The organism is Acinetobacter sp. YQ_14 (genome assembly GCF_043102985.1).
GTDB lineage: Bacteria > Pseudomonadota > Gammaproteobacteria > Pseudomonadales > Moraxellaceae > Acinetobacter > Acinetobacter venetianus.
Window position 1 is genome coordinate 1 of record NZ_JBICJJ010000003.1, and the last position, 20366, is coordinate 20366.

Below are 20366 nucleotides of genomic sequence, written 5' to 3' on the forward strand. Positions count from 1 at the left end.
AGAAGGTAAAAATATAAAGGTAACCTCAACTACAGGAGCTGATGGTCAAACAGTATATACCGTGGCTACTGCTGATGAAGTCGACTTTGATAAAGTTACAGTTGGTGATACAAAGATTTCTACAGATGGTGTTGTTATTGCAAATGGTCCAAGCATAACTAAAGATGGAATAAGTGCTGGAGGTAAAAAAGTAACAGATGTTGCTGATGGCATGATTAGTGCGGATTCTAAAGATGCAATCAATGGTAGTCAGCTTCATGCAATTGGAAACAATGTAACCCAGTTATTTGGCGGTAATGCAACTTATGTAAATAACCAAATAACTTGGAATAACATTGGTGGAACTGGACAAAATACTGTTGATGATGCGATTAAGCATGTAAATAATCAGGTGATTAATGCTAATCAAGGTTGGAATGTAAGTACTGATTCGGGTTCAAATGCCACAAGTACAGTTAAACCAGGACAAACTGTAAACATTAATGGTAATGCTGATAATGGTGTATTAGTAACCAACTCAGGTAATGACATTAAGGTGAGTTTGTCTGATCAAATCAAAATTGGTTCAGGTAATAATGCCGTATCCATCGATGGTAATGCTGGAACAATACAGGCAGGAAACGTTTTGATTGATGGATCAAAAGGCAATATCTCTGCTGGGAAAGTTAATGTTAATGGTGAGGCTGGTACAGTTAATGGATTAACGAATACGACTTGGAATCCAAACAATATTGTATCTGGTCAGGCTGCAACAGAAGACCAACTTCTACAAGTTGCTCAAAATGCAACTGCAGCAGCAACAGCTGCTAAAACAACAGTAACTGCTGGTGAAAACATTACTGTATCAAGCAGTAAGAACTCTGATGGAAGTACAAACTATCAAGTAGCCACCAACAAGAATGTGAAGTTTGATACGGTCAATTCTGGTTCAATTACGACTGATAAAATTTCAGTAGGCAACGTTACGATTGACCAATCAGGTATAAATGCTGGCGGTAGTAAAGTTACAAACGTAGCGAATGGTACTGTTAGTTCAACTTCGAAAGATGCAATTAATGGATCTCAATTGCATGCAAGTAACACCAATATCTATAACTACCTAGGTGGTGGTGCTAATTATGAGACCAATACCGGCCCTACTTATAACGTTGGTGGTGGCTCTTATAACAATGTTGGCGATGCTCTCAACTCGCTAGATCAGAAAGTCACAAACGTAACTAATCAACTTGAGGAAGCATTTTATACAACCAACAAACGTATAGATGATGTGGAAAACCGAGCAAATGCTGGTAACGCGCAAGCACTTGCTACAGCAGGACTACCTCAAGCATACATTCCTGGTAAGAGCATGATGGCGATTAGTGGTGGTACCTATCGGGGTGAAACTGGTTACGCGATAGGAATGTCTTCAATTTCAGATAATGGTAAATGGGTTTTCAAAGTGAGTGGAAGTGGCAATTCCCGTGGTGATTTTGGAGGAACTGTAGGCGCAGGAATCCAATGGTAATTGCTTGAAGGAATATCAGACACATTGATATTGCGATGTGTCTGAATATTTTACTGAATTACCTAAACTTGAAATTTAGATCAAAAAAATGCGGGAATTAAGATATGAAAAACTTACTCATGATGTGTTTATTTGCTGGAGCAATAACTGGATGCTCAACTGGTACTCTAATTACTAAAGAGGGTACAACAGACAATCCAAAATGGCATAAAGCTGATGATGTTGTGTTTAATAAGGACTTAGGAACATTTCCAAACTTACAAAGTTTGAGTCAGGTTCGACAAGGTATGACCAAAGATCAACTATACGAGTTAATTGGTCGCCCACAATATGATGATGGCTGGAGACCAAGAGAATGGAATTATTTATTTCATTTTACTACTCCAGGACAGGGGGAAAACGACATAACAACTTGCCAATTTAAGGTTTTATTTGATCAAAAAATGTTCGCAAATAGTTTTTACTGGAATCCAGTACATCCTAAGGATGCTGTCTGTCCACCACCAAGTAAACCTATTAAAGAACCTGAAGAAAAAGTATCAGTTAAACGTTACACTTTAGGAGCTGATGCTTTATTTGCTTTTGATAAACGAGATTTGCAAAATTTAAATCCAAAAGGTAGAGCTGATTTAGATCGATTAGGTTTGGAATTAAGTAGTTTTAAAACTTTAAATTCGATTAAAGTTTTAGGTTATACAGATCGCTTAGGTAACCTAAATTATAATTTAAAACTATCTCAAGATCGTGCAGATACAGTTAAGCAATATCTGATCTATAAGGGTGTAAATCCTCAGCTTATTTCAGCAATAGGGTATGGACCAGAGAATCCTGTAAAAGAGTGTGCAAATAATATTTCACGAAATGAGTTGATCAGTTGTTTAGCTCCTAACAGGAGAGTAGTCATAGAGGTGGATGGTTATATCGAGGAAAAAGTAGAATAATTAGATTAAAAAAGTCTTTAGGTTGCATGCCTAAAGACTTTTATACAGTAAGCTTCTTTCATAAGTTACTTTTCTTTAAGCTCTAAATTGTATTAGTTCAGATCAGATCAGACATGGATCTTGAAAAGAGAAAGTTACCCATTTTGATAAAGGTGTTGAATCTTAATCAAACAAAGGTAACTGTCAGATCAGGTTTGAGCTAGTACAGACTGAGGAAATTAAATCAAATATTAGACGCTTAGCACAGCATATTAAACCACATTGATGTTGGATATTTCATATTTAAAGTAGTTTCAAAAAACGATCACGATGTTGGCTTTCATATGGCAATAATTCCAGTACACGTTGTATGGCATCAATCCGTTCTGGCATATGACGAATGATTTTGAGCAATAGATCGATATCTTGCATTTGATAGATCAAATGACTTAAACGAGCATCGAAGCAGTCTCGCCACGTGGTTAGTAAAGGACTTTCTGATTTTGCTAAGAAGCTACCTTTATACAATGAGAATGTGCTTGCAAGAAAACCCATATTGAGTGATTGCTCTGCTCGGATAAAATCAGTTTGGATTTCACAAATTAGCTTATAGGGGCGTGATAAAATACAATTCGGAAGTAAGGCCCTGAGTTGTGACATTTCAGCTTTTAAAGTTTTTTCACTGACGTCACGATCTCCATATAGGGCATAATGCAACTCATCCAAACTTATACCATCAGGGTGTAAAATAAGGATGCATAGAATTTCAATTTGCCGATGGGTTAGTGTTAAAAGCTGCTTATTAAACTGCGCTTTAGGTGTACCAAAAACTTTCAGATACAGTAGATTTTTTTGTTCAAACTGTATGGCTCGCTGAACCAACTCTGCACAACGCTCGACTGCTAAAACACCAAGTGAGGTATGTTTTTTATATTTGGTGGATAGATTAATAACCCCATGAAATTGACCCGATACAGAGTCTACAATTGGTGTAGCATAACAGACCCAATCCTGCACACTATTCATTTGATTTTCATGTGAATAAACACAACTGGACATATGATTGTTAAGTGCTAATCCGATTGCATTCGTACCGACAGCTTGAGTTGACCAGTGGCCTCCTTCAACGAAGTGGACTTGTTCTGCTGAGGAGAGCATAGAACGACTGCTCCATGTCCAAAGTAAAGTTCCATGGTGGTCAGTGATCCCTATCGCCATTTCTGAATCATCTGCAATTTTAAGTAAATCTGCATAGTTATGTTGAATAGAGCGGCGAAATAAAGACTGTTCCTGTTCAATAGGTAAGTTTAAAAGTGGCGCAGCATTGATTGGCTCTATATTGAATAGATGCGTGGTTTGTAATAGTGATTGTTGATTACTTGATTGATTCAATAGCTTCATATCATATTCCTTTATGATGCGAGGTTGTCGCCATTAATACGTTCTATTCATTGTATAGCTTAGTTTTGATTATTTATCATTTAGGGTCATGTGAATCCAGAAAAATGATTACATCAAAGTTCAGGTTTTTATCTTTGTCATCTGCACCTACTTTAAAATGCTATCGCTTAGTTCAAAATGAGTTTTCTGCTCAGAAATGTTAAAGAAAGTTACATGTTCAAAGATACTCAACTTTGATCAAAGACTTGGTGTTTTAGTCATTTTTTAAAATATTTTCACGCTTGAATGGTTGAGGAACAGGCTCACCTTTATATTGACGGTCGGCAAAATAACTTGAACGTACCATAGGGGCACTCCAGATATTCTTAAACCCTAGTAATTGTCCATGTGTCTGATAGTGTTCAAACTCTTTCAACGAAACAAAACGGTGAATGGGAGCATGAGACTTTGAGGGCTGTAAATACTGACCAATCGTCACGTAATCGACTAAATGATCGCTGAGGTCATTGAGTAGAACAATCACTTCCGCCTCAACTTCACCCAGCCCCACCATTAACCCACATTTTGTTGCAATATCTGGGCGTAATTTTTTAAATTTTTTGAGTAATTCAAGTGAGTGTTGATAGTTAGAACCTGGACGCATCGCGCGGTACAAGCGTGGAACAGTTTCAATATTGTGATTAAATACATCGGGTGGTGTCTCGCTGAGAATTTCGAGTGCAAGGTCTAATCTTCCACGAAAGTCTGGAACTAAAATTTCGATTAGTGTGTTTGGACTACTTAGACGAATTTCCTTAATGCAGTCCGCAAAGTGTTGCGCACCACCATCTTTAAGATCATCACGATCTACAGAGGTAATCACCACATACTTTAGATTTAAATTTTTTACAGTTTCAGCTAAATGTTTGGCTTCATCTTGATCTAAAGCTTTAGGGCGACCATGCGCTACATCACAAAATGGGCATCGTCGTGTACAAATATCACCCATAATCATAAATGTTGCCGTACCACCTCCAAAGCATTCAGGTAAATTTGGACAAGCTGCTTCTTCACATACCGTATGCAATTTCTGTTGTCGTAATAAATCTTTGATTCGTTGTATTTCTTCAGGATGACTAATTTTTGCTCGAATCCATTCAGGTTTTTGAGGGATTTTTTCAGTAATAATGATTTTTACTGGAATACGTGCCACTTTATCAGCACCTCGTAATTTTTCACCTAAAGTGATTGAGCTTTTTAAATCCATTTTAAATCGTCCGTTAAAAAATATTAATATTAACTGATATTTATTTTGAATTGGTCAGTTATATTAATAAGTTGATCTGAGAGTTGTTTTGTTAAAATGTCAATATTATAAAATAAAGGTTGGTTAAAGGTTTGTTTTTTTAAGTTTTTGAAAATTATAAAAAATAACAAATATTTTTTTGTTTTTAAGTGTTTGTTTTTAATGTTTTTTGGATTTTAATTAATAAAATATTTTTTTAGTCTAATATGAAATTTTATTTAAATGGTTTTATATGAATATGCGGTTTTTAAATGTCATTGTTTAAATTTAAATATTTGACTTTTATTTATAAGCGTAAATATTAAGGATTAAGTATATGCAATTAACGGAAGAGCAATTACTAGCCGCATACAGACGTATGCGAGATATTCGTGAGTTTGAAGATCGATTACATGATGAAAATAATACAGGTGATATTCCTGGATTTATCCATCTCTATAGTGGTGAGGAAGCTGTAGCAGTAGGAATATGTGAAAACTTAACGGACAAAGATTTTATTACATCGACACATCGTGGGCATGGACACTGTATTGCTAAAGGGTGTGATATCCACGACATGATGTTGGAAATTTTTGGTAAAGATGATGGACTTTGTCGAGGTAAAGGCGGTTCCATGCACATTGCCGATTTGGACAAAGGAATGCTTGGCGCCAACGGTATTGTAGGAGGAGGACCTCCTTTAGCAATTGGTGCTGCCTTGACTGCTAAAACCTTAAAGACAGGTGGAATAGGTCTATCTTTTACTGGTGATGGAGGCTCAAACCAAGGTTTGACCTTTGAAGCAATGAATATGGCAGTAGTCTTAAAATTGCCTGTTATTTTTGTTTTTGAAAACAACGGTTTTGGCGAGGGAACTGCACATGACTATGCCGTTGGTAGTAAGGATATTGCAGGTCGTGCTGCTGCTTTTGGTATGCCCGCTGAAAAAGTAGATGGTACAGATTTCTTTGCTGTTTATGAAGTCGCTCAAAAAGCCATTGAACGTGCACGTCGTGGAGAAGGTCCAAGTGTGATCGAAACCATCACCAATCGTTTTTATGGACATTTTGAAGGTGATCCAGGATTGATTCGCTCTAAAGAAGAGCTTGATTATGTCAAAGAACATAAAGATCCATTGAAAATTTTCCGTGAAAAAGTCAAAGGAAAAATTGAGGCCACCAAGTTAGATGCGATTGATGCGGAATCAAAAGCCAATGTGGATGCAGCTGTATCTAAAGCTCGTGCAGCGAATTATCCAGAAGTCTCTCAACTTCTTACTGACGTTTATGTCTCTTACTAAAGGAATAGTAAAGCAATGCCAAATAAAAGTTATCGAAACGCAATTAAAGAAGCGATTGAATCAGAAATGCGTCGTGATCCCACTGTAATTGTCGTCGGCGAAGACGTACGTGGCGGTCATGGTGGCAAAAACACAGATGATAATAAACTTGAAGGTTTTGGTGGCGTGTTAGGTGTCACCAAAGGTTTATGGACTGAGTTTGGTTCAGAGCGTGTAATTGATACGCCTATTACTGAGTCAGCAATTATTGGTATGGCTGCAGGTGCAGCGGCAACTGGTTTACGCCCAGTAGCTGATCTGATGTTTATGGATTTCTATGGCGTATGTCATGACATGTTGTATAACCAAGCTGCCAAATTCCGATATATGTTCGGTGGCAAAGCCAAAGCACCTTTAGTGGTAAGAGGCATGATTGGTGCAGGTTTTTCTGCGGCTGCTCAGCATTCACAATCGCCATATAACGTTTTTGCAGCTGTACCTGGTTTAAAAGTGGTTGTGCCATCAAGTGCTTATGATGTGAAAGGTTTGTTGATTCAAGCCATTCGTGATGATGATCCAGTTGTTTTCTGTGAACATAAATTACTTTATGACATCAAAGGAGAAGTGCCTGACGAGTCTTATACCATCCCATTTGGTGTAGCAAATTATACCCGTCAAGGTACTGATATCACCATTATTGCATTAAGTTTGATGGTGCATCGTGCCAATGAGGTTGCTGATAAATTGGCAAAAGAAGGTATTTCTGTTGAAGTGGTTGATCCTCGAACTATTTCGCCACTAGATGAAGACGGTATTTTAGAGTCAGTAGCTTCAACAGGACGAGTAGTTATTGTTGATGAGTCAGCTGCACGCTGTGGTTTTGGACATGATGTTGCTGCACTAATCGCGCAAAAAGGTTTCCATTATCTGAAAGCACCGATTGAGTTGGTGACACCACCGCACTCACCAGTACCATTCTCTCCTGTATTAGAAAAAGAATGGCTACCGAGTGTAGAACGTATTGAACAGGCTGTACGTAAAACGTTGGAGGCTTAGGATGAGCGAAATAAAAACATTGGAAATCCCAAAATGGGGATTATCCATGGAAGAGGGTACAATTGCCCAATGGCTGATTAAAGAAGGCGAACAATTTAGTAAAGGGCAAGAAATTTGTGAGATTGAAACCACAAAAATCGTCAATGTTCTTGAAGCGCCTTTTGCTGGAACCTTACGTAAGATCATTGCAAATGATGGTGATACTCTAGTTGTAGGGGGCATTATTGCAATTTGTGCTGATAGCGACGTATCTGATGAAGACATTGCAGCATATGCACAATCTTTAGGTGGTGGTATACCTACCGCAACCGAAAGTAAGGAAATGAAGCAAGAAATTAAAACTGCTGCTCAACCAGAGACCAAAGCAGCACCGACTTTTAGCAAATCAGATCATGAAAAAGCTTCTCCGCTTGTTTCAAAAGATGGTTATTCTGTTCCAACTTCACTGCAAGGCTACAAAGAGACCGATGGTATTTTTGCTACGCCACATGCCTTTAAATTGGCTGAAAAATACAATGTCGATTTAAATAAAATTGAAGGGACAGGCCGTGTAAACCGAATTAGCGTTCAAGATATCCAAAACGCGGTTAAATCTGCAGGGGGGACTTGGCCAGATGTTCGGAATCAATCTAGTGGTAAAGCTGCAAAATCAAAGGCTGATGACAGCCAAGTTTTAGCAACACCTGTAGCAAGGCGCTTGGCAAAAGAATGGGGAATTAATCTTCATGATTGTCGTGCATCTGGATCACGAGGTCGTGTTTCTAAAGCTGATGTTGAATCGGTATATCATCGCGATAATCCGACTGTTGTTGAAACAGCGGTTCAAGTTTCTGTATCAGATGCAGCACAAGTAACCGGTATTCCAATGAATGGAATGCGTAAAGCTATTGCATCTCGCCTACAAACTGCGAAACGCAATGCACCGCATTTCAGACTGACAGTAGAGTTGAATGTGGATGCTATTCAAGCATTACGGCAGCAAATTAATGTGACTGTACCGCAAGTAAAGTTGTCGATTAATGACATGCTTATTAAAGCTGCCGCTGCTGCCTTGATTAAAGTACCAAAGGTTAATGTTCAATTTGATGAAGAAAATCAGCAAATTTTACAATTTGGTCAAGCTGATATTTCTGTTGCGGTTGCCATAGATAATGGATTGATTACACCAATTATCAAAGCTGCGAATACTAAGTCTTTAGCACAAATCTCTAGTGATATGCGTGATTTATCAACTCGTGCCAAAACTGGAAAACTTGCAGCAGATGAATTCCAAGGTGGTAGTTTTAGCATTTCAAATCTAGGAATGCTGGGTATTAAAGAGTTTGATGCCATTATCAATCCACCACAAGGTGCGATCTTGGCATTAGGTGCGGCTGAAAAACGTGCAGTTGTTAAAAATGATAGTGTTGTTGTTCATGAAATGGTGACTGCAACTTTGTCATGTGACCATCGTGTCATTGATGGTGCATTAGGTGCGCAGTTCTTAGCAGCGTTTAAGCAGTTTGTTGAAAATCCTGCATTGATTTTAGTGTAGGAGAATGAACATGTCAGACACAAAATTTGATCTTATTGTCATTGGTGCTGGCCCAGGTGGATATGTTGCTGCGATTCGTGCAGCACAACTGGGTTTAAAAACAGCAATTGTGGAAAAACAGCATTTGGGCGGAATTTGTCTTAATTGGGGTTGTATTCCAACTAAAGCACTCCTTGGTGGTGCTGCACTTGCTCAACAATTTAAGCATGCAGCCCAGTTTGGATTTAATGTCAGAGATATTGATTTTGATATTCAGCAATTGGTAAAGCATAGCCGCCAAGTATCTGAACAGTTGGTTCAAGGTATTGGTCAATTGTTGAAAAAAAATTTAGTCACGGTTTTTAATGCCTCTGCACATTTTATTGCCAAAGAACAATTAGAGTTAACTGATGCTGAAGGTAAAAAACAGCAAATATCTGCGCCACATATTATTGTAGCGACAGGTGCTAAAGCTGCGAATCTACCTCATGTTCCAGTTGATGGTGAACATGTCTGGAGTTACAAGGAAGCACTGGTTCCGAAAGAGCTGCCAAAATCTCTTTTGGTAATTGGTTCAGGTGCGATCGGCAGTGAATTTGCGAGTTTATATCAAAATTTGGGTTGCCAAGTGACTTTAGTTGATATTGCCAAGCAAATTTTACCGAGTGAAGATGCTGATGTTGCCAAATATGTCCATAAACAATTTGAACAACAAGGAATGATTGTATTAACTGAATCTGCTATCCAAAAGATCGAGGTTGAACAAGGAAAAGTGAATTGTCATGTTGAAACCTCATCTGATGTGAAAGTGATTACAGTAGATAAAGTGCTCTCTGCAATTGGTGTGAAACCAAATTCCCAAGATCTAGGTTTAGAAGCTTTAGGAATTGAGTTTGAAAATGGCTTTATTAAAGCAGACCCTTGGTGCAAAACCAATGTGGTTGGTGTGTACGCAATTGGAGACGTTGCAGGTGCGCCATGTTTAGCGCATAAGGCAAGTCATGAAGCAATTTTATGTGTAGAGAAAATCGCTGGATTAAGAGATGTCCATGCACTCGATTGCACTCAAATTCCTGGATGTATCTTTACTCATCCACAAGTGGCAAGTATCGGTTTAACTGAGCAAAAAGCCAGAATAGCTGGGTTTAATGTAAACGTTGGAAAGTTTCCTTTCCAAGCAAATGGTAAAGCTTTAGCACTTGGTGAAAGTGGTGGTTTTGTAAAAACCATCTTTAATCAAGAAACGGGTGAACTGTTGGGTGCACATATGGTTGGACATGAGGTAACGGAACATATTCAAGGCTTTGCCATTGCTAAATATCTCGAAGCGACAGACGAAAGTTTGGCTCACGTCATTTTTCCTCATCCGACATTGTCTGAAGCATTCCATGAGTCGGTATTATCGGCAATGCAACGTGCAATCCATATCTAAGGAGTAGCAATATGCCTAGAGGCTTAATAAGCAAGGTTGCATTAGTTACAGGTGCAGGACATCCATTTTGACCGATGGTTGCATGGTATACCGTTAATATCAGCATAAGGAAAAATTCTATGAAAGCAGCACGTTTTTATGACAAAGGGGATATTCGTATTGAGAATATTCCTGAACCCCAAGTGCTTCCTGGAACAGTGGGAATCCAAGTCGCATGGTGTGGTATCTGTGGTACAGATTTACACGAGTTTATGGAAGGTCCGATCTTTATTCCTCCATGTGGCCATCCACATCCAATTTCTGGAGAATCTGCACCTGTGACCATGGGACATGAATTTTCAGGTGTGGTATATGCAGTTGGTGATGGGGTACACGATATTCAGGTTGGGCAGCATGTCGTCGTTGAACCTTATATCATTGCAGATGATGTGCCCACTGGTCCGCATGATCATTATCACTTATCAAAAAATATGAATTTTATTGGTTTAGGAGGTCGGGGTGGTGGTTTATCAGAAAAGATCGCCGTACAACGTCGCTGGGTTCATCCAATTTCTGACAAAATTCCATTGGATCAAGCTGCACTTATAGAACCTTTATCTGTGGGACATCATGCCTTTGTGCGAAGTGGCGCAAAGGCTGGTGAGATTGCTTTGGTCGGTGGGGCAGGTCCAATAGGTTTATTGCTTTCGTCAATATTAAAAGCAAAAGGTTTAACAGTTATCATCACCGAGTTAAGTGCTAAACGTAAAGAAAAGGCATTGGAAGCAGGTGTTGCCGATTATGTTCTTGATCCATCACAAGTGGATGTGGTGACTGAAGTCATGAAGATTACTCAAGACCGAGGCGTAGATGTTGCATTTGAATGTAGCAGTGTCAATAAAGTTATGGATACTTTGGTTGCGGCAATGAAACCAACAGGTGTAATTGTGATTGTGTCCATTTGGAGCCATCCAGCTACAGTCAATGTGCATAGTGTGGTGATGAAAGAGTTGGATATTCGAGGCACTATTGCTTATGTCAATGACCATCAAGAAACCATACGCTTAGTCGAGCAAGGTAAAATTAATTTAGAACCTTTTATTACCCAGCGTATTGCTTTAGATGATTTGGTGTCTCAAGGATTTGAAACCTTAATTCATAACAATGAATCTGCGGTAAAAATTATTGTCCATCCTTAATGTTAAACATATAACGGATTAAGGCTAAACAATATTTATCTATCTATTATTGGTTAGCCGATATCATTTTATCAAACGGGCACTAGATATTAGATTCTCCATTAGCACTAAGTTTTTGTGAGGGGTACTGATGAAACATATCTTTATAAATGGTGAGGCCAAGCAGATCACTTGTCTCAATATTTCACAACTGATCGAAGAATTAAATATGGAAGGTAAACGTTTTGCAATTGAACTGAATCAAATAATTATTCCTAAATCTAATTTCAAACAAACCCTAATTGCTGATCAAGATCGTATTGAAATTATTCATGCTGTTGGTGGGGGGTAAATTGGAGTTCCTATGAAAGAAAAACCCCTAATTTTAGGTTCTAGAACTTTTCAGTCACGACTATTAGTCGGTACAGGTAAATATCAGGACTTAAATGAAACTGCTTTAGCAATTCAAGCAAGTGGTGCTGAAATTGTGACAGTAGCCATTCGGCGCTTAAATATTGGTCAATATAGAGATCAACCGAATCTACTTTCTATAATTTCACCAGAAAAATATACCATTTTACCAAATACGGCAGGGTGTTTTGATGCAGATAGTGCGGTACGAACTTCTATGTTGGCACGTGAACTACTGGATGGTCACAATCTAGTAAAACTTGAAGTTTTGGGTGATAAAAAAACACTTTATCCAAATATAACTGAAACGTTAAAGGCAGCACGTATATTGGTTGATGAAGGTTTTGAAATTATGGTTTATACCTCTGATGATCCAATTGTGGCACAAGAATTGGAAAGTATGGGATGTATAGCGATTATGCCATTAGGTAGTTTGATTGGATCAGGTTTAGGTATTTTAAATCCGCATACCATTTCAATTATTAAAGAAAATGCCAAAGTTCCAGTGTTGGTGGATGCAGGTGTCGGTACTGCCAGTGATGCAGCTATTGCAATGGAGCTTGGCTGTGATGGGGTACTTATGAATACTGCGATTGCGGCTGCACAAAATCCGATTTTAATGGCTTCTGCCATGAAAAAAGCGGTAGAAGCAGGGCGCGAAGCGTTTCTAGCTAGGCGGATGCCGCGTAAGCACTTGGCAGCAGAAGCTAGTTCACCAGAAACTGGTATATTTTTTCTTTAGTTGTTAATCTTAAAAATTTATTGTGATGCAACAGAGTTCATTACAAATAATTGGCTTTGTTGCAAAGAATTTTTAGTAAGTGCTTATTTTTATTATCGTTATTTAAGGTTTTGTTGCACAAATATTTATAATTTGAAGAACTTATTGATTCAGTTTATTCAGATGGATTCATTGCGCTTAATACTACCAATAAGTGATTGTATATCCATAAGCATATAGCGTGGTTCAATCTAAAAAATCTTAAACTTAAGAAAGACAAAATGAGAAATCAATCGAGAGAAATGAGCCATTGAAAACATCAAATGCCTAGGCATTACGATTTGGAACAAGGCGCAACATTATTGCTGAACCTAAGAATAAATCACACTTTCTTCATCCTGAGTTTTTTATCATCTATTGGAAAATTTAACACATTGATATTTAACTACAGCGAAGTGATTTCATTTTATGTTGAATACTAAAAATTATGATGATGCTGACCTTTCAAGAATTATTGAAATGGCATGGGAGGATCGAACACCTTTTGAAGCACTAGAGCGTGAATATGGTCTGAATGAATCTGCTGTAATCAAACTGATGAGGCAAAATTTGCAAGCAAGTAGTTTTAAACTCTGGCGTAAACGGGTGACGGGTCGAAAAACCAAGCATTTGCAACTACGTTCACCAGAGATCAGTCGCGGCTACTGCTCACGTCAATATAAGCACCATTAATTCTGCATTTGCTATCCGTAATTGTCCTTTTTGAGATTGCTAGCATTTCTATTGATATATCTCATGTTATTGAATTTAAGGTAATGTAATGTCAAATCTATCGATTGCTTATATTTTTCAGCAACAACAACTTTTAGTTGATGAACAGTTTCAATTGCCACGAGTTGAAAAATTACACAGTGATTTAGTACTGTCAGATGATGAGCAGGTCGTTGCGCGAGATTTATTACCCAATGAAAGTATACCCGTTGGCTATCAGTTGGTGCCGATACGTCAGCTTTTACAATATTGGAATCACCAACAGTTTGAACAAGCAAGTCGAGCTGTACAACTTTTAGAATGGCGACGTAATCATCAGTTTTGTGGACGATGTGGTGACAAGACACAACAAAGTACTGATCAGTTTGCGATGATGTGTCCAAGTTGTGGTTATAACCAATATCCACGTGTTAATCCTTGTGTGATTACGATTATCACAAGAGGGGATGATGAGATACTGCTTGCAAGAACAACGCGTAATAAGACCATGTATAGTTTAATTGCAGGCTTTGTGGAGGTCGGGGAAACCTTAGAAGAAGCAGCGCGTCGAGAGACTTTGGAAGAGGTTGGTTTGAATTTCAAAAATATTCAGTATCTCGCCAGCCAGCCATGGCCATTTCCAAGTAATTTAATGGTTGCATTTAAAGCTGAATATCACTCAGGCGAAATTAAAATACAGGAAAAAGAAATTAGTGATGCACAGTTCTTCAAATTTGATCAACTGCCTGAAATTCCATTTAAAGGCAGTATTGCCTATGCAATGATTATGCACGTTATGCATGGAACGCCAGTCGCGGATGATACAAGTGAATGGTTATAAGCCTATACTTTTAAAACTTATTTATCGCAATCATTTGGAAAAATGAGTTCAAAGCAAATACCATCTGGAGTGTTATAAGCCAAATGTTCACCTTGATGGGCACCTACGATTTTAGGTTCAATAAACTCTATCGTAATTTATGGTTACACAAAAAAAACGACACCAATTTGGCACTAATTTTTATTAAATCATTGATTATTAATTAAAAAATATACTTTGACATCGTAGAGGTCTCCAGTTCGAGTCTGGATATACCTACCAAGATTTATCAAGGACTTATAAGCGAATCAGCAGCTTATAGGTCTTTTTTTATGCCTGCTTGACACGTTTTTGATTTGGCAAACTTGGATTTTTTAGCAAAAAATGGCTATATTTCCAAAGAATCTGTGTCAAGAATGTGTCAAGAATGAAGCTTCCTAAAGCAAGAAAAAGAGGTGAAGTTTACACGACGACGCTTTGATATCCCAATCAAACAAATACAAAATGTTCTGAAAAGGCTGTCTCTTAAACTTATTGATATAAGAGAGCTAAATAAAAATAAAATTGTCAAAAACATAGTAATGACCTTAATTGATATTCAAATATGATTATAGAGTTCTAATATAGAACCAACTGGAGCTGCTATAAATATTCGTGAGGTAGGCAATCATGCTTGTGTCAAGTTTAATAAAAACTCAAAGTTTTAAAGATAAGATTAATCGAAAGTTTGCAGAAATATCAGGAGGTCTGTTAGGCGTAGTTAAACCTAAAAGACAACAGTTACTCCCAAAAAACTATGATTTAGCCCCTCATCTTAATTATAAACAATACGGCAGTACCCACTACGGTGTAATGATTCCAGACTTACCAGAACCTTTTAGATATTTATCTTGGGCATCAGTAATTGGTTATGTTGGTTTTCCTATAACTGATTCTGATTACCAGCTATCCAAAAGAGGAAAGGGCGATACAGCTTCACTTGTGCATGTCACTGCTTTGTCTAAAGTTGAAGATGCATTTAAGATTTATTCAATAAATGATGATTTAATATTTAGTAAAAATCCATTTGAAGTGAATTTTAACAATCATACTTTTTTAAAAGAGGTTGAGGGTGGTTATCTTCTTAAAACAAATAGAGATGATTTACAGCTTGAATTGAAATTAAAGCCTACAAAATCTATGACTTGGTTTGCATATGGTCCATTTTACAAACACTTCAGTGTGATGATGCATTATCAAGGTCAAATTATCCAAAATGGGCAAACAATTGAAATAGACGGGCTATGTACTTTAGAGTCTTGGAAGGCTATTTCTACTTCTATGCTCAAAAATAAATTTCTTGTTAAACATATTCAGTTGCCAGTAAAGATATTTAGTTATCAAGTCATCAATTTAGATAGTGAACAACAACTATTGCTTGCATTCATTTGTTATGAAGATCAGCCAATATTAATGGCGATTTATTATCGTCATGTAGACGGTATATCAATACAGCTAAATGGCAATATAGTATTTGAAGTGATTAAAAATCAGACCGAGCATCAAGTTACACCTGATGGATACAAAATGAGAGTACCTGATACTTTTAAGTGGGTTGCGCATCATGATAGTGAAATAATACTAGAAATTTATGCTCAAGTAGATACGCCATATTGCTATGGCTTGGCAGCAGGTTTCGTTAGTTCGTATATGTGGACTGGACAATTTAAAGATAAAAAATATAAGGGTAGGGGTTATATTGAGTTTATTGATCGACGCTAACTTAAATTGAAATGACAAGATAGTCGTTAAACTGATAAGCTATTGAAGTGTATTGTAAAATTTGAACATACTTGACCGCCTTTAGGATTGATGATAATATAATATATAAGGAAGTCATATACTATTTGGAATTTAAGAGATGTCTTGTCCAAATGAACAAAGATATGACAACCTGAATACACAGCTAACAACGAACGAAACGGTTTAAATCGTTTTTAAAAATGTTCAAGGTTGTAGAAAAGCCCGTTAATCGGGCTTTTTTAATGTTTATAGATTTTATTTTAAATTTTCAATATAAATTAAATGCTTAGAGAAATTAAGAAAAGATGATACGGGGTGAGTATGGGGACTTTCGTTGTTTTTGCTTTAATCTTTGGATTTACAATTTATTTGATCAAGAAGCTAGGGAAAAGTTCAGATTTGGGTTCTTATGACTCATCTTCAAGCTATGATCACTATTCGTCCCATGGTTGTTCAAGCAGTGATAGTGGATCTGATTCTAGCGGATGCGATAGTGGTGGAGGGGATTAATCAAAAATGCTTCGCCGCCATGATGACGACGAAGCATTTTGTTTGAGTTAAGGTAAGTCAAACCAGATCATTTGGCTGTCTTGTAATGCAGTAATTGTTGCAGTCTCATCAAACAGTAAAGCATCTCCTGCTTTTACTAAATGTTCCGCAATCATCACTTCACCTGAAATCACATGCACATAGTTTACTTTTTTCTGTGTTGTAATCTCTAAATGTTGATCTTTCTCAATCACTGCTGTTTTCACTTCGGCATTTTGACGAATCGACATTGGTGCAGATTCATCGCCAGCAATCAAGTGCCATTGATTAGGATGATCTTTCGGGTTGAGCTGAATTTGCTGGTAAGTTGGTTCAGCATCTTGTACATTAGGTTGAATCCAAATCTGTAATAGATGCACCGCTTTATCATGCTTGTTCATTTCACTATGAGTTACCCCTGTACCAGCACTCATCAACTGCCATTCACCTGCATTAATTTGCCCTTCATTTCCCATACTATCTTTATGAGAAATTGTGCCATCGAGTACACAGGTTAAAATTTCCATGTTGTCATGGGGATGAGTACCGAAACCATTGTGAGCAGCAACTGTATCGTCATTGATCACGCGGAGTGCACTTACACCCATATATTTGGGGTTGTACCAGCTACCAAATGAAAAGCTATGATAGGTGTCTAACCAACCTGCTTTGACATGCCCACGATTTTCACTACGATGTAGATAAGCATTCATCTTTCATCTCCCAATTATTTTGTTTTGCTTGATCGTTATATTATCGATTCATAATGATGATAAATAGTCTTTAATTGCGACATATTGTTCTATAAATGAAATGATTAAATGTTTTGTATTTTCTTGAATAAAATAAAAAGGCTGAATAAAAATATTCAGCCTTTCTTAGTGAGATAAATTTAATTATCAATCACTTATTTTGTTTTATTTTCCAATTGAGGAATTGCAGAACCTTGACCTACAGAAAGTAAACCAGTTTCTGTGTAGATACCTAATTTTGCACGTGTATCAGTAATATCAAGGTTACGCATTGTTAACTGACCGATACGATCCATCGGTGTAAACATTGAATCACCTTTCTCCATAGTTAAACGCTCAGCTTCATAAGTGAGGTTAGGAGATTCAGTGTTCATGATCGTATAGTCATTACCACGACGTAATTCTAGAGTCACAGTACCAGTGATTGCTTTAGCAACCCAACGCTGTGAGGTTTCGCGAAGCATTAATGCTTGTGAATCGAACCAGCGACCTTGGTAAAGTAGGCGACCTAAACGTAAACCGTTGATACGATATTGTTCAATCGTATCTTCATTATGAATACCTGTTACTAAACGCTCATATGCAATGTGCAATAAAGCCATACCTGGAGCTTCGTAGATACCGCGAGACTTAGCTTCAATGATACGGTTTTCGATTTGGTCAGACATACCAAGACCATGACGACCACCGATACGGTTAGCTTCTAAGATAAGCTCAACAGGGTCTTCAATACGTTGACCGTTTAATGCAACAGGGAAGCCTTCTTCAAAAGTAATTGATACTTCTTCAGCAGCAATTTGTACATCATCTTTCCAGAACGCAACGCCCATGATTGGATCAACGATTTTGATACCTGCATTTAGGTATTCTAAATCTTTAGCTTCATGTGTAGCGCCCAACATGTTTGAGTCAGTTGAGTAAGCTTTTTCTTTTGACATTTTATAGTCAAAACCGTTGTCGATTAGGAATTGAGACATTTCCGCACGACCGCCTAGCTCATCAATAAACTGTTGGTCTAACCAAGGCTTATAGATTTTAAGAGCAGGGTTGGTCAATAAACCGTAACGATAGAAACGTTCAATATCGTTACCTTTATAAGTTGAACCATCACCCCAGATGTTTACATCATCTTCTTTCATCGCTGTTACAAGCATCGTACCTGTTACTGCGCGACCTAAAGGTGTTGTGTTGAAATAAGGAACACCACCTGTGCTGATATGGAATGCACCACATTGAATTGCAGCAATACCTTCAAGAGCAAGCTGTAAGCGGCAATCGATTAATCGAGCTTTGACTGCACCGTATTGCTCAGCTTTCTTTGGAATCGCATCATAGTCATCTTCATCAGGCTGACCCAAGTTTGCAGTATAAGCATAAGGCTCTGCGCCTTTTTGTTTCATCCACAATAGAGCTGCTGAAGTGTCTAAACCACCAGAGAAGGCAATCCCAACTTTTTTACCTACTGGTACATGCTGCAAGATCGTTGCATTATCAGTCATTGCTAGTCCTAACTATTTCGAAATAGGCACCCTAATTACTTCGGTGACCAAAGAGAATTTATTCGCTCAGTACTATATCACTTTTCAAAACGATTTTTTTTGTGTTCATAGTGGAATTCTTGATTTTTAATTTGAAAAATAGATTAACATCAGAAAAATATAAAGTTTTACGATAAGTGAAGTTATCTGAACAAGATGATAAAAAGGTAGATAAAAGTGTTAAACCATCAAAATCAAATTCTTTCTACGTTGCATAAAATGGCAGCAATTGTTGTAATTACGCTTTTTATCTATAAAGCTGTTTATCGATTCTATGTGGATATTCCTCAATATTCTATTGGGAGTTCTCTGGGGGTATGCGCCTTAATTTTTGCTCATTTTATCTGTGCCAAAAGTGTGAAAACAGGGAGTATAAGCAGCCGCTTTGGATCAATCTTTATGACTGTATTTATGCTCAATAATTTTCCAATTGGAACTGTTATTGCAGTAATGATGCTGTTTTTCTCTTTATTTAAATGGGAAAAAGATTCAACTTTTAAATTACCAATTGAACTTCAAAAAATTAAACCTTTCATTTAAAATTCGCTCAGAGCGAATCATTTAAGCCAATAAATTGTTTTTCAATTGGAGTAAAAACATGATCATTACGTGCGATGAGATATAAACCTATATCTCGATATTGTTCTGGAACTTCACGATAAAATTGAATGTTGTATTTTGAGATCAATGATTTAGCAATCATCGAGATTCCCATACCAAGTTGGGTAAAATGAATCAGTGCCTCATGATCATAGATATGCGTTAATTCACCTTTTGTTAAATTATAGTCTGTGTACAAATGATCAAGCGTTGTTGCATAACAACATTCTTCTGAAGCCAGCAAAATGTTTTCATGATTTAAACATTCTTCTAAATTTTCATGATTAATCATGTTTTTACCAATAATCACTAATTGATCATCAGCTTTTTGAATGTACTGTAAGCCTTTATGTTTTGGATGCCCGAGTGCATAAGCAATATCGAGATTGCCTCGTAAAATTTCTTCTTCGATATAGCCCGTTGAGCCTGTTTTCATTGTTAAGGATAGGTCGGGATAGGCTTCATAAAGTTGGCTAAAAGATGGATAGAAACGCATACCACCCAAGCTCGTATTAGTACCAAAACGTAAGACACTTTCTTGTTGATAAATTTTATTTTCAGTTTCTTCCCATGTGAACATCATTTTTTTATATTGAGCATATAAATTCATGCCTGATTCAGTGAGTTCTACACCTTTGGGTTTACGAATAAAGAGCTGACGTTTGTAGTGATTTTCAATTTTTTTGATTTTAGCTGTCATATTTGACTGTAAATAGTTGAGCTTATTTGCCGCTGCAGTGATACTTTTTAGTTCAGCAACAGTGATAAATGATCTGATATCGTTAATATCAATATTCACATTCAATCCTCGATATTTATGTCTATGACTAAGCTAGCAATGCCTTTAAGGTATTTCTAGTTAGTTGGTATCAAAAAAAATGATGCATATATTAAAACATAGCATTATTCATGATGTCATTTGTTTTATACAATGA

17 protein-coding genes and 2 pseudogenes are annotated in these 20366 nt (G+C 37.2%); 14 read left to right on the plus strand and 5 right to left on the minus strand.

Annotated features, from left to right (window positions below; all coding sequences use genetic code 11):
• Together ACF8D3_RS02175 and ACF8D3_RS02180 are read left to right on the plus strand one after the other, a co-directional pair.
• On the plus strand, nucleotides 1-1507 hold a 1507-nt coding region (locus ACF8D3_RS02175), incomplete at its 5' end, for a YadA-like family protein (protein ID WP_392469865.1).
• Nucleotides 1508-1611: 104 nt separating this feature from the next.
• Complete coding sequence (locus ACF8D3_RS02180; protein ID WP_392469866.1) at nucleotides 1612-2448, plus strand: OmpA family protein; 837 nt, start codon at nucleotides 1612-1614, stop codon at nucleotides 2446-2448.
• A gap of 282 nt (nucleotides 2449-2730) precedes the next feature.
• Here the strand turns inward: ACF8D3_RS02180 and ACF8D3_RS02185 are convergent, their stop codons facing one another.
• Together ACF8D3_RS02185 and lipA are read right to left on the minus strand one after the other, a co-directional pair.
• Complete coding sequence (locus ACF8D3_RS02185) at nucleotides 2731-3828, minus strand: transcriptional regulator (protein WP_392469868.1); 1098 nt, start codon at nucleotides 3826-3828, stop codon at nucleotides 2731-2733.
• 253 nt (nucleotides 3829-4081) lie between these two features.
• The gene (gene lipA, locus ACF8D3_RS02190; RefSeq protein WP_392469870.1) at nucleotides 4082-5074 is read right to left on the minus strand and encodes a lipoyl synthase; all 993 of its coding nucleotides are present in this window, start codon (nucleotides 5072-5074) and stop codon (nucleotides 4082-4084) included.
• Nucleotides 5075-5429: 355 nt separating this feature from the next.
• Here lipA and ACF8D3_RS02195 point away from each other — a divergent pair, with 355 nt between their 5' ends.
• From ACF8D3_RS02195 to ACF8D3_RS02245, 11 genes and pseudogenes are all read left to right on the plus strand, one after another.
• Entirely contained in the window at nucleotides 5430-6392 is a 963-nt protein-coding gene (locus ACF8D3_RS02195; RefSeq protein ID WP_061523994.1) for a thiamine pyrophosphate-dependent dehydrogenase E1 component subunit alpha, read from the plus strand.
• A gap of 15 nt (nucleotides 6393-6407) precedes the next feature.
• Entirely contained in the window at nucleotides 6408-7427 is a 1020-nt protein-coding gene (locus ACF8D3_RS02200; RefSeq protein ID WP_061523993.1) for an alpha-ketoacid dehydrogenase subunit beta, read from the plus strand.
• Nucleotide 7428: 1 nt separating this feature from the next.
• Nucleotides 7429-7693, plus strand: a pseudogene (locus tag ACF8D3_RS02205) (biotin/lipoyl-containing protein); the annotation flags it as partial.
• 143 nt (nucleotides 7694-7836) lie between these two features.
• Nucleotides 7837-8961 (plus strand): annotated as a pseudogene (locus ACF8D3_RS02210) (2-oxo acid dehydrogenase subunit E2); the annotation flags it as partial.
• Between the two features lie 10 nt (nucleotides 8962-8971).
• Nucleotides 8972-10372: a dihydrolipoyl dehydrogenase gene (gene lpdA / locus ACF8D3_RS02215; RefSeq protein WP_392469872.1), complete on the plus strand. Its 1401-nt coding sequence runs from the start codon at nucleotides 8972-8974 to the stop codon at nucleotides 10370-10372.
• A 119-nt stretch (nucleotides 10373-10491) separates the two neighbouring features.
• On the plus strand, nucleotides 10492-11550 hold the full coding sequence (locus ACF8D3_RS02220; protein WP_392469874.1) for a 2,3-butanediol dehydrogenase: 1059 nt from the start codon (nucleotides 10492-10494) through the stop codon (nucleotides 11548-11550).
• Nucleotides 11551-11680: 130 nt separating this feature from the next.
• Nucleotides 11681-11881 carry a sulfur carrier protein ThiS gene (gene thiS / locus ACF8D3_RS02225; RefSeq protein ID WP_392469876.1) on the plus strand — a complete coding sequence of 67 codons (201 nt, stop codon included), beginning with the start codon at nucleotides 11681-11683 and terminating at the stop codon, nucleotides 11879-11881.
• Between the two features lie 12 nt (nucleotides 11882-11893).
• Nucleotides 11894-12682 carry a thiazole synthase gene (locus tag ACF8D3_RS02230; protein ID WP_392469878.1) on the plus strand — a complete coding sequence of 263 codons (789 nt, stop codon included), beginning with the start codon at nucleotides 11894-11896 and terminating at the stop codon, nucleotides 12680-12682.
• A gap of 447 nt (nucleotides 12683-13129) precedes the next feature.
• Nucleotides 13130-13393, plus strand: coding sequence for a TIGR03643 family protein (locus ACF8D3_RS02235; RefSeq protein ID WP_392469880.1), 264 nt, complete (start codon nucleotides 13130-13132; stop codon nucleotides 13391-13393).
• An 88-nt stretch (nucleotides 13394-13481) separates the two neighbouring features.
• Nucleotides 13482-14252 (plus strand): NAD(+) diphosphatase, encoded by a 771-nt coding sequence (nudC, locus tag ACF8D3_RS02240; RefSeq protein WP_392469881.1) that lies wholly within the window; start codon nucleotides 13482-13484, stop codon nucleotides 14250-14252.
• 648 nt (nucleotides 14253-14900) lie between these two features.
• Entirely contained in the window at nucleotides 14901-15992 is a 1092-nt protein-coding gene (locus ACF8D3_RS02245; RefSeq protein WP_392469883.1) for a DUF6670 family protein, read from the plus strand.
• A gap of 578 nt (nucleotides 15993-16570) precedes the next feature.
• Here ACF8D3_RS02245 and ACF8D3_RS02250 read toward each other — a convergent pair.
• Together ACF8D3_RS02250 and argG are read right to left on the minus strand one after the other, a co-directional pair.
• Nucleotides 16571-17254: a pirin family protein gene (locus ACF8D3_RS02250; protein ID WP_392469885.1), complete on the minus strand. Its 684-nt coding sequence runs from the start codon at nucleotides 17252-17254 to the stop codon at nucleotides 16571-16573.
• Nucleotides 17255-17448: 194 nt separating this feature from the next.
• Nucleotides 17449-18792, minus strand: a complete 1344-nt coding sequence (gene argG, locus ACF8D3_RS02255; RefSeq protein ID WP_019384833.1) for an argininosuccinate synthase — start codon at nucleotides 18790-18792, stop codon at nucleotides 17449-17451.
• A gap of 216 nt (nucleotides 18793-19008) precedes the next feature.
• Between argG and ACF8D3_RS02260 the strand changes: the two genes are divergently transcribed.
• Nucleotides 19009-19371, plus strand: a complete 363-nt coding sequence (locus ACF8D3_RS02260) for a hypothetical protein (protein WP_392469887.1) — start codon at nucleotides 19009-19011, stop codon at nucleotides 19369-19371.
• Between the two features lie 7 nt (nucleotides 19372-19378).
• Here ACF8D3_RS02260 and ACF8D3_RS02265 read toward each other — a convergent pair whose 3' ends face one another.
• On the minus strand, nucleotides 19379-20230 hold the full coding sequence (locus ACF8D3_RS02265; protein WP_392469888.1) for a LysR family transcriptional regulator: 852 nt from the start codon (nucleotides 20228-20230) through the stop codon (nucleotides 19379-19381).
• Between the last annotated feature and the right edge of the window lie 136 nt (nucleotides 20231-20366).

What these genes read in the sequence shown, in the direction of transcription:
- ACF8D3_RS02180 (WP_392469866.1), top strand. Translation starts at nt 1,612, where the DNA reads ATGAAAAACTTACTCATGATGTGTTTATTTGCTGGAGCAATAACTGGA.
- ACF8D3_RS02185 (WP_392469868.1), bottom strand. Translation starts at nt 3,828, where the DNA reads ATGAAGCTATTGAATCAATCAAGTAATCAACAATCACTATTACAAACC.
- lipA (WP_392469870.1), bottom strand. Translation starts at nt 5,074, where the DNA reads ATGGATTTAAAAAGCTCAATCACTTTAGGTGAAAAATTACGAGGTGCT.
- ACF8D3_RS02195 (WP_061523994.1), top strand. Translation starts at nt 5,430, where the DNA reads ATGCAATTAACGGAAGAGCAATTACTAGCCGCATACAGACGTATGCGA.
- ACF8D3_RS02200 (WP_061523993.1), top strand. Translation starts at nt 6,408, where the DNA reads ATGCCAAATAAAAGTTATCGAAACGCAATTAAAGAAGCGATTGAATCA.
- lpdA (WP_392469872.1), top strand. Translation starts at nt 8,972, where the DNA reads ATGTCAGACACAAAATTTGATCTTATTGTCATTGGTGCTGGCCCAGGT.
- ACF8D3_RS02220 (WP_392469874.1), top strand. Translation starts at nt 10,492, where the DNA reads ATGAAAGCAGCACGTTTTTATGACAAAGGGGATATTCGTATTGAGAAT.
- thiS (WP_392469876.1), top strand. Translation starts at nt 11,681, where the DNA reads ATGAAACATATCTTTATAAATGGTGAGGCCAAGCAGATCACTTGTCTC.
- ACF8D3_RS02230 (WP_392469878.1), top strand. Translation starts at nt 11,894, where the DNA reads ATGAAAGAAAAACCCCTAATTTTAGGTTCTAGAACTTTTCAGTCACGA.
- ACF8D3_RS02235 (WP_392469880.1), top strand. Translation starts at nt 13,130, where the DNA reads ATGTTGAATACTAAAAATTATGATGATGCTGACCTTTCAAGAATTATT.
- nudC (WP_392469881.1), top strand. Translation starts at nt 13,482, where the DNA reads ATGTCAAATCTATCGATTGCTTATATTTTTCAGCAACAACAACTTTTA.
- ACF8D3_RS02245 (WP_392469883.1), top strand. Translation starts at nt 14,901, where the DNA reads ATGCTTGTGTCAAGTTTAATAAAAACTCAAAGTTTTAAAGATAAGATT.
- ACF8D3_RS02250 (WP_392469885.1), bottom strand. Translation starts at nt 17,254, where the DNA reads ATGAATGCTTATCTACATCGTAGTGAAAATCGTGGGCATGTCAAAGCA.
- argG (WP_019384833.1), bottom strand. Translation starts at nt 18,792, where the DNA reads ATGACTGATAATGCAACGATCTTGCAGCATGTACCAGTAGGTAAAAAA.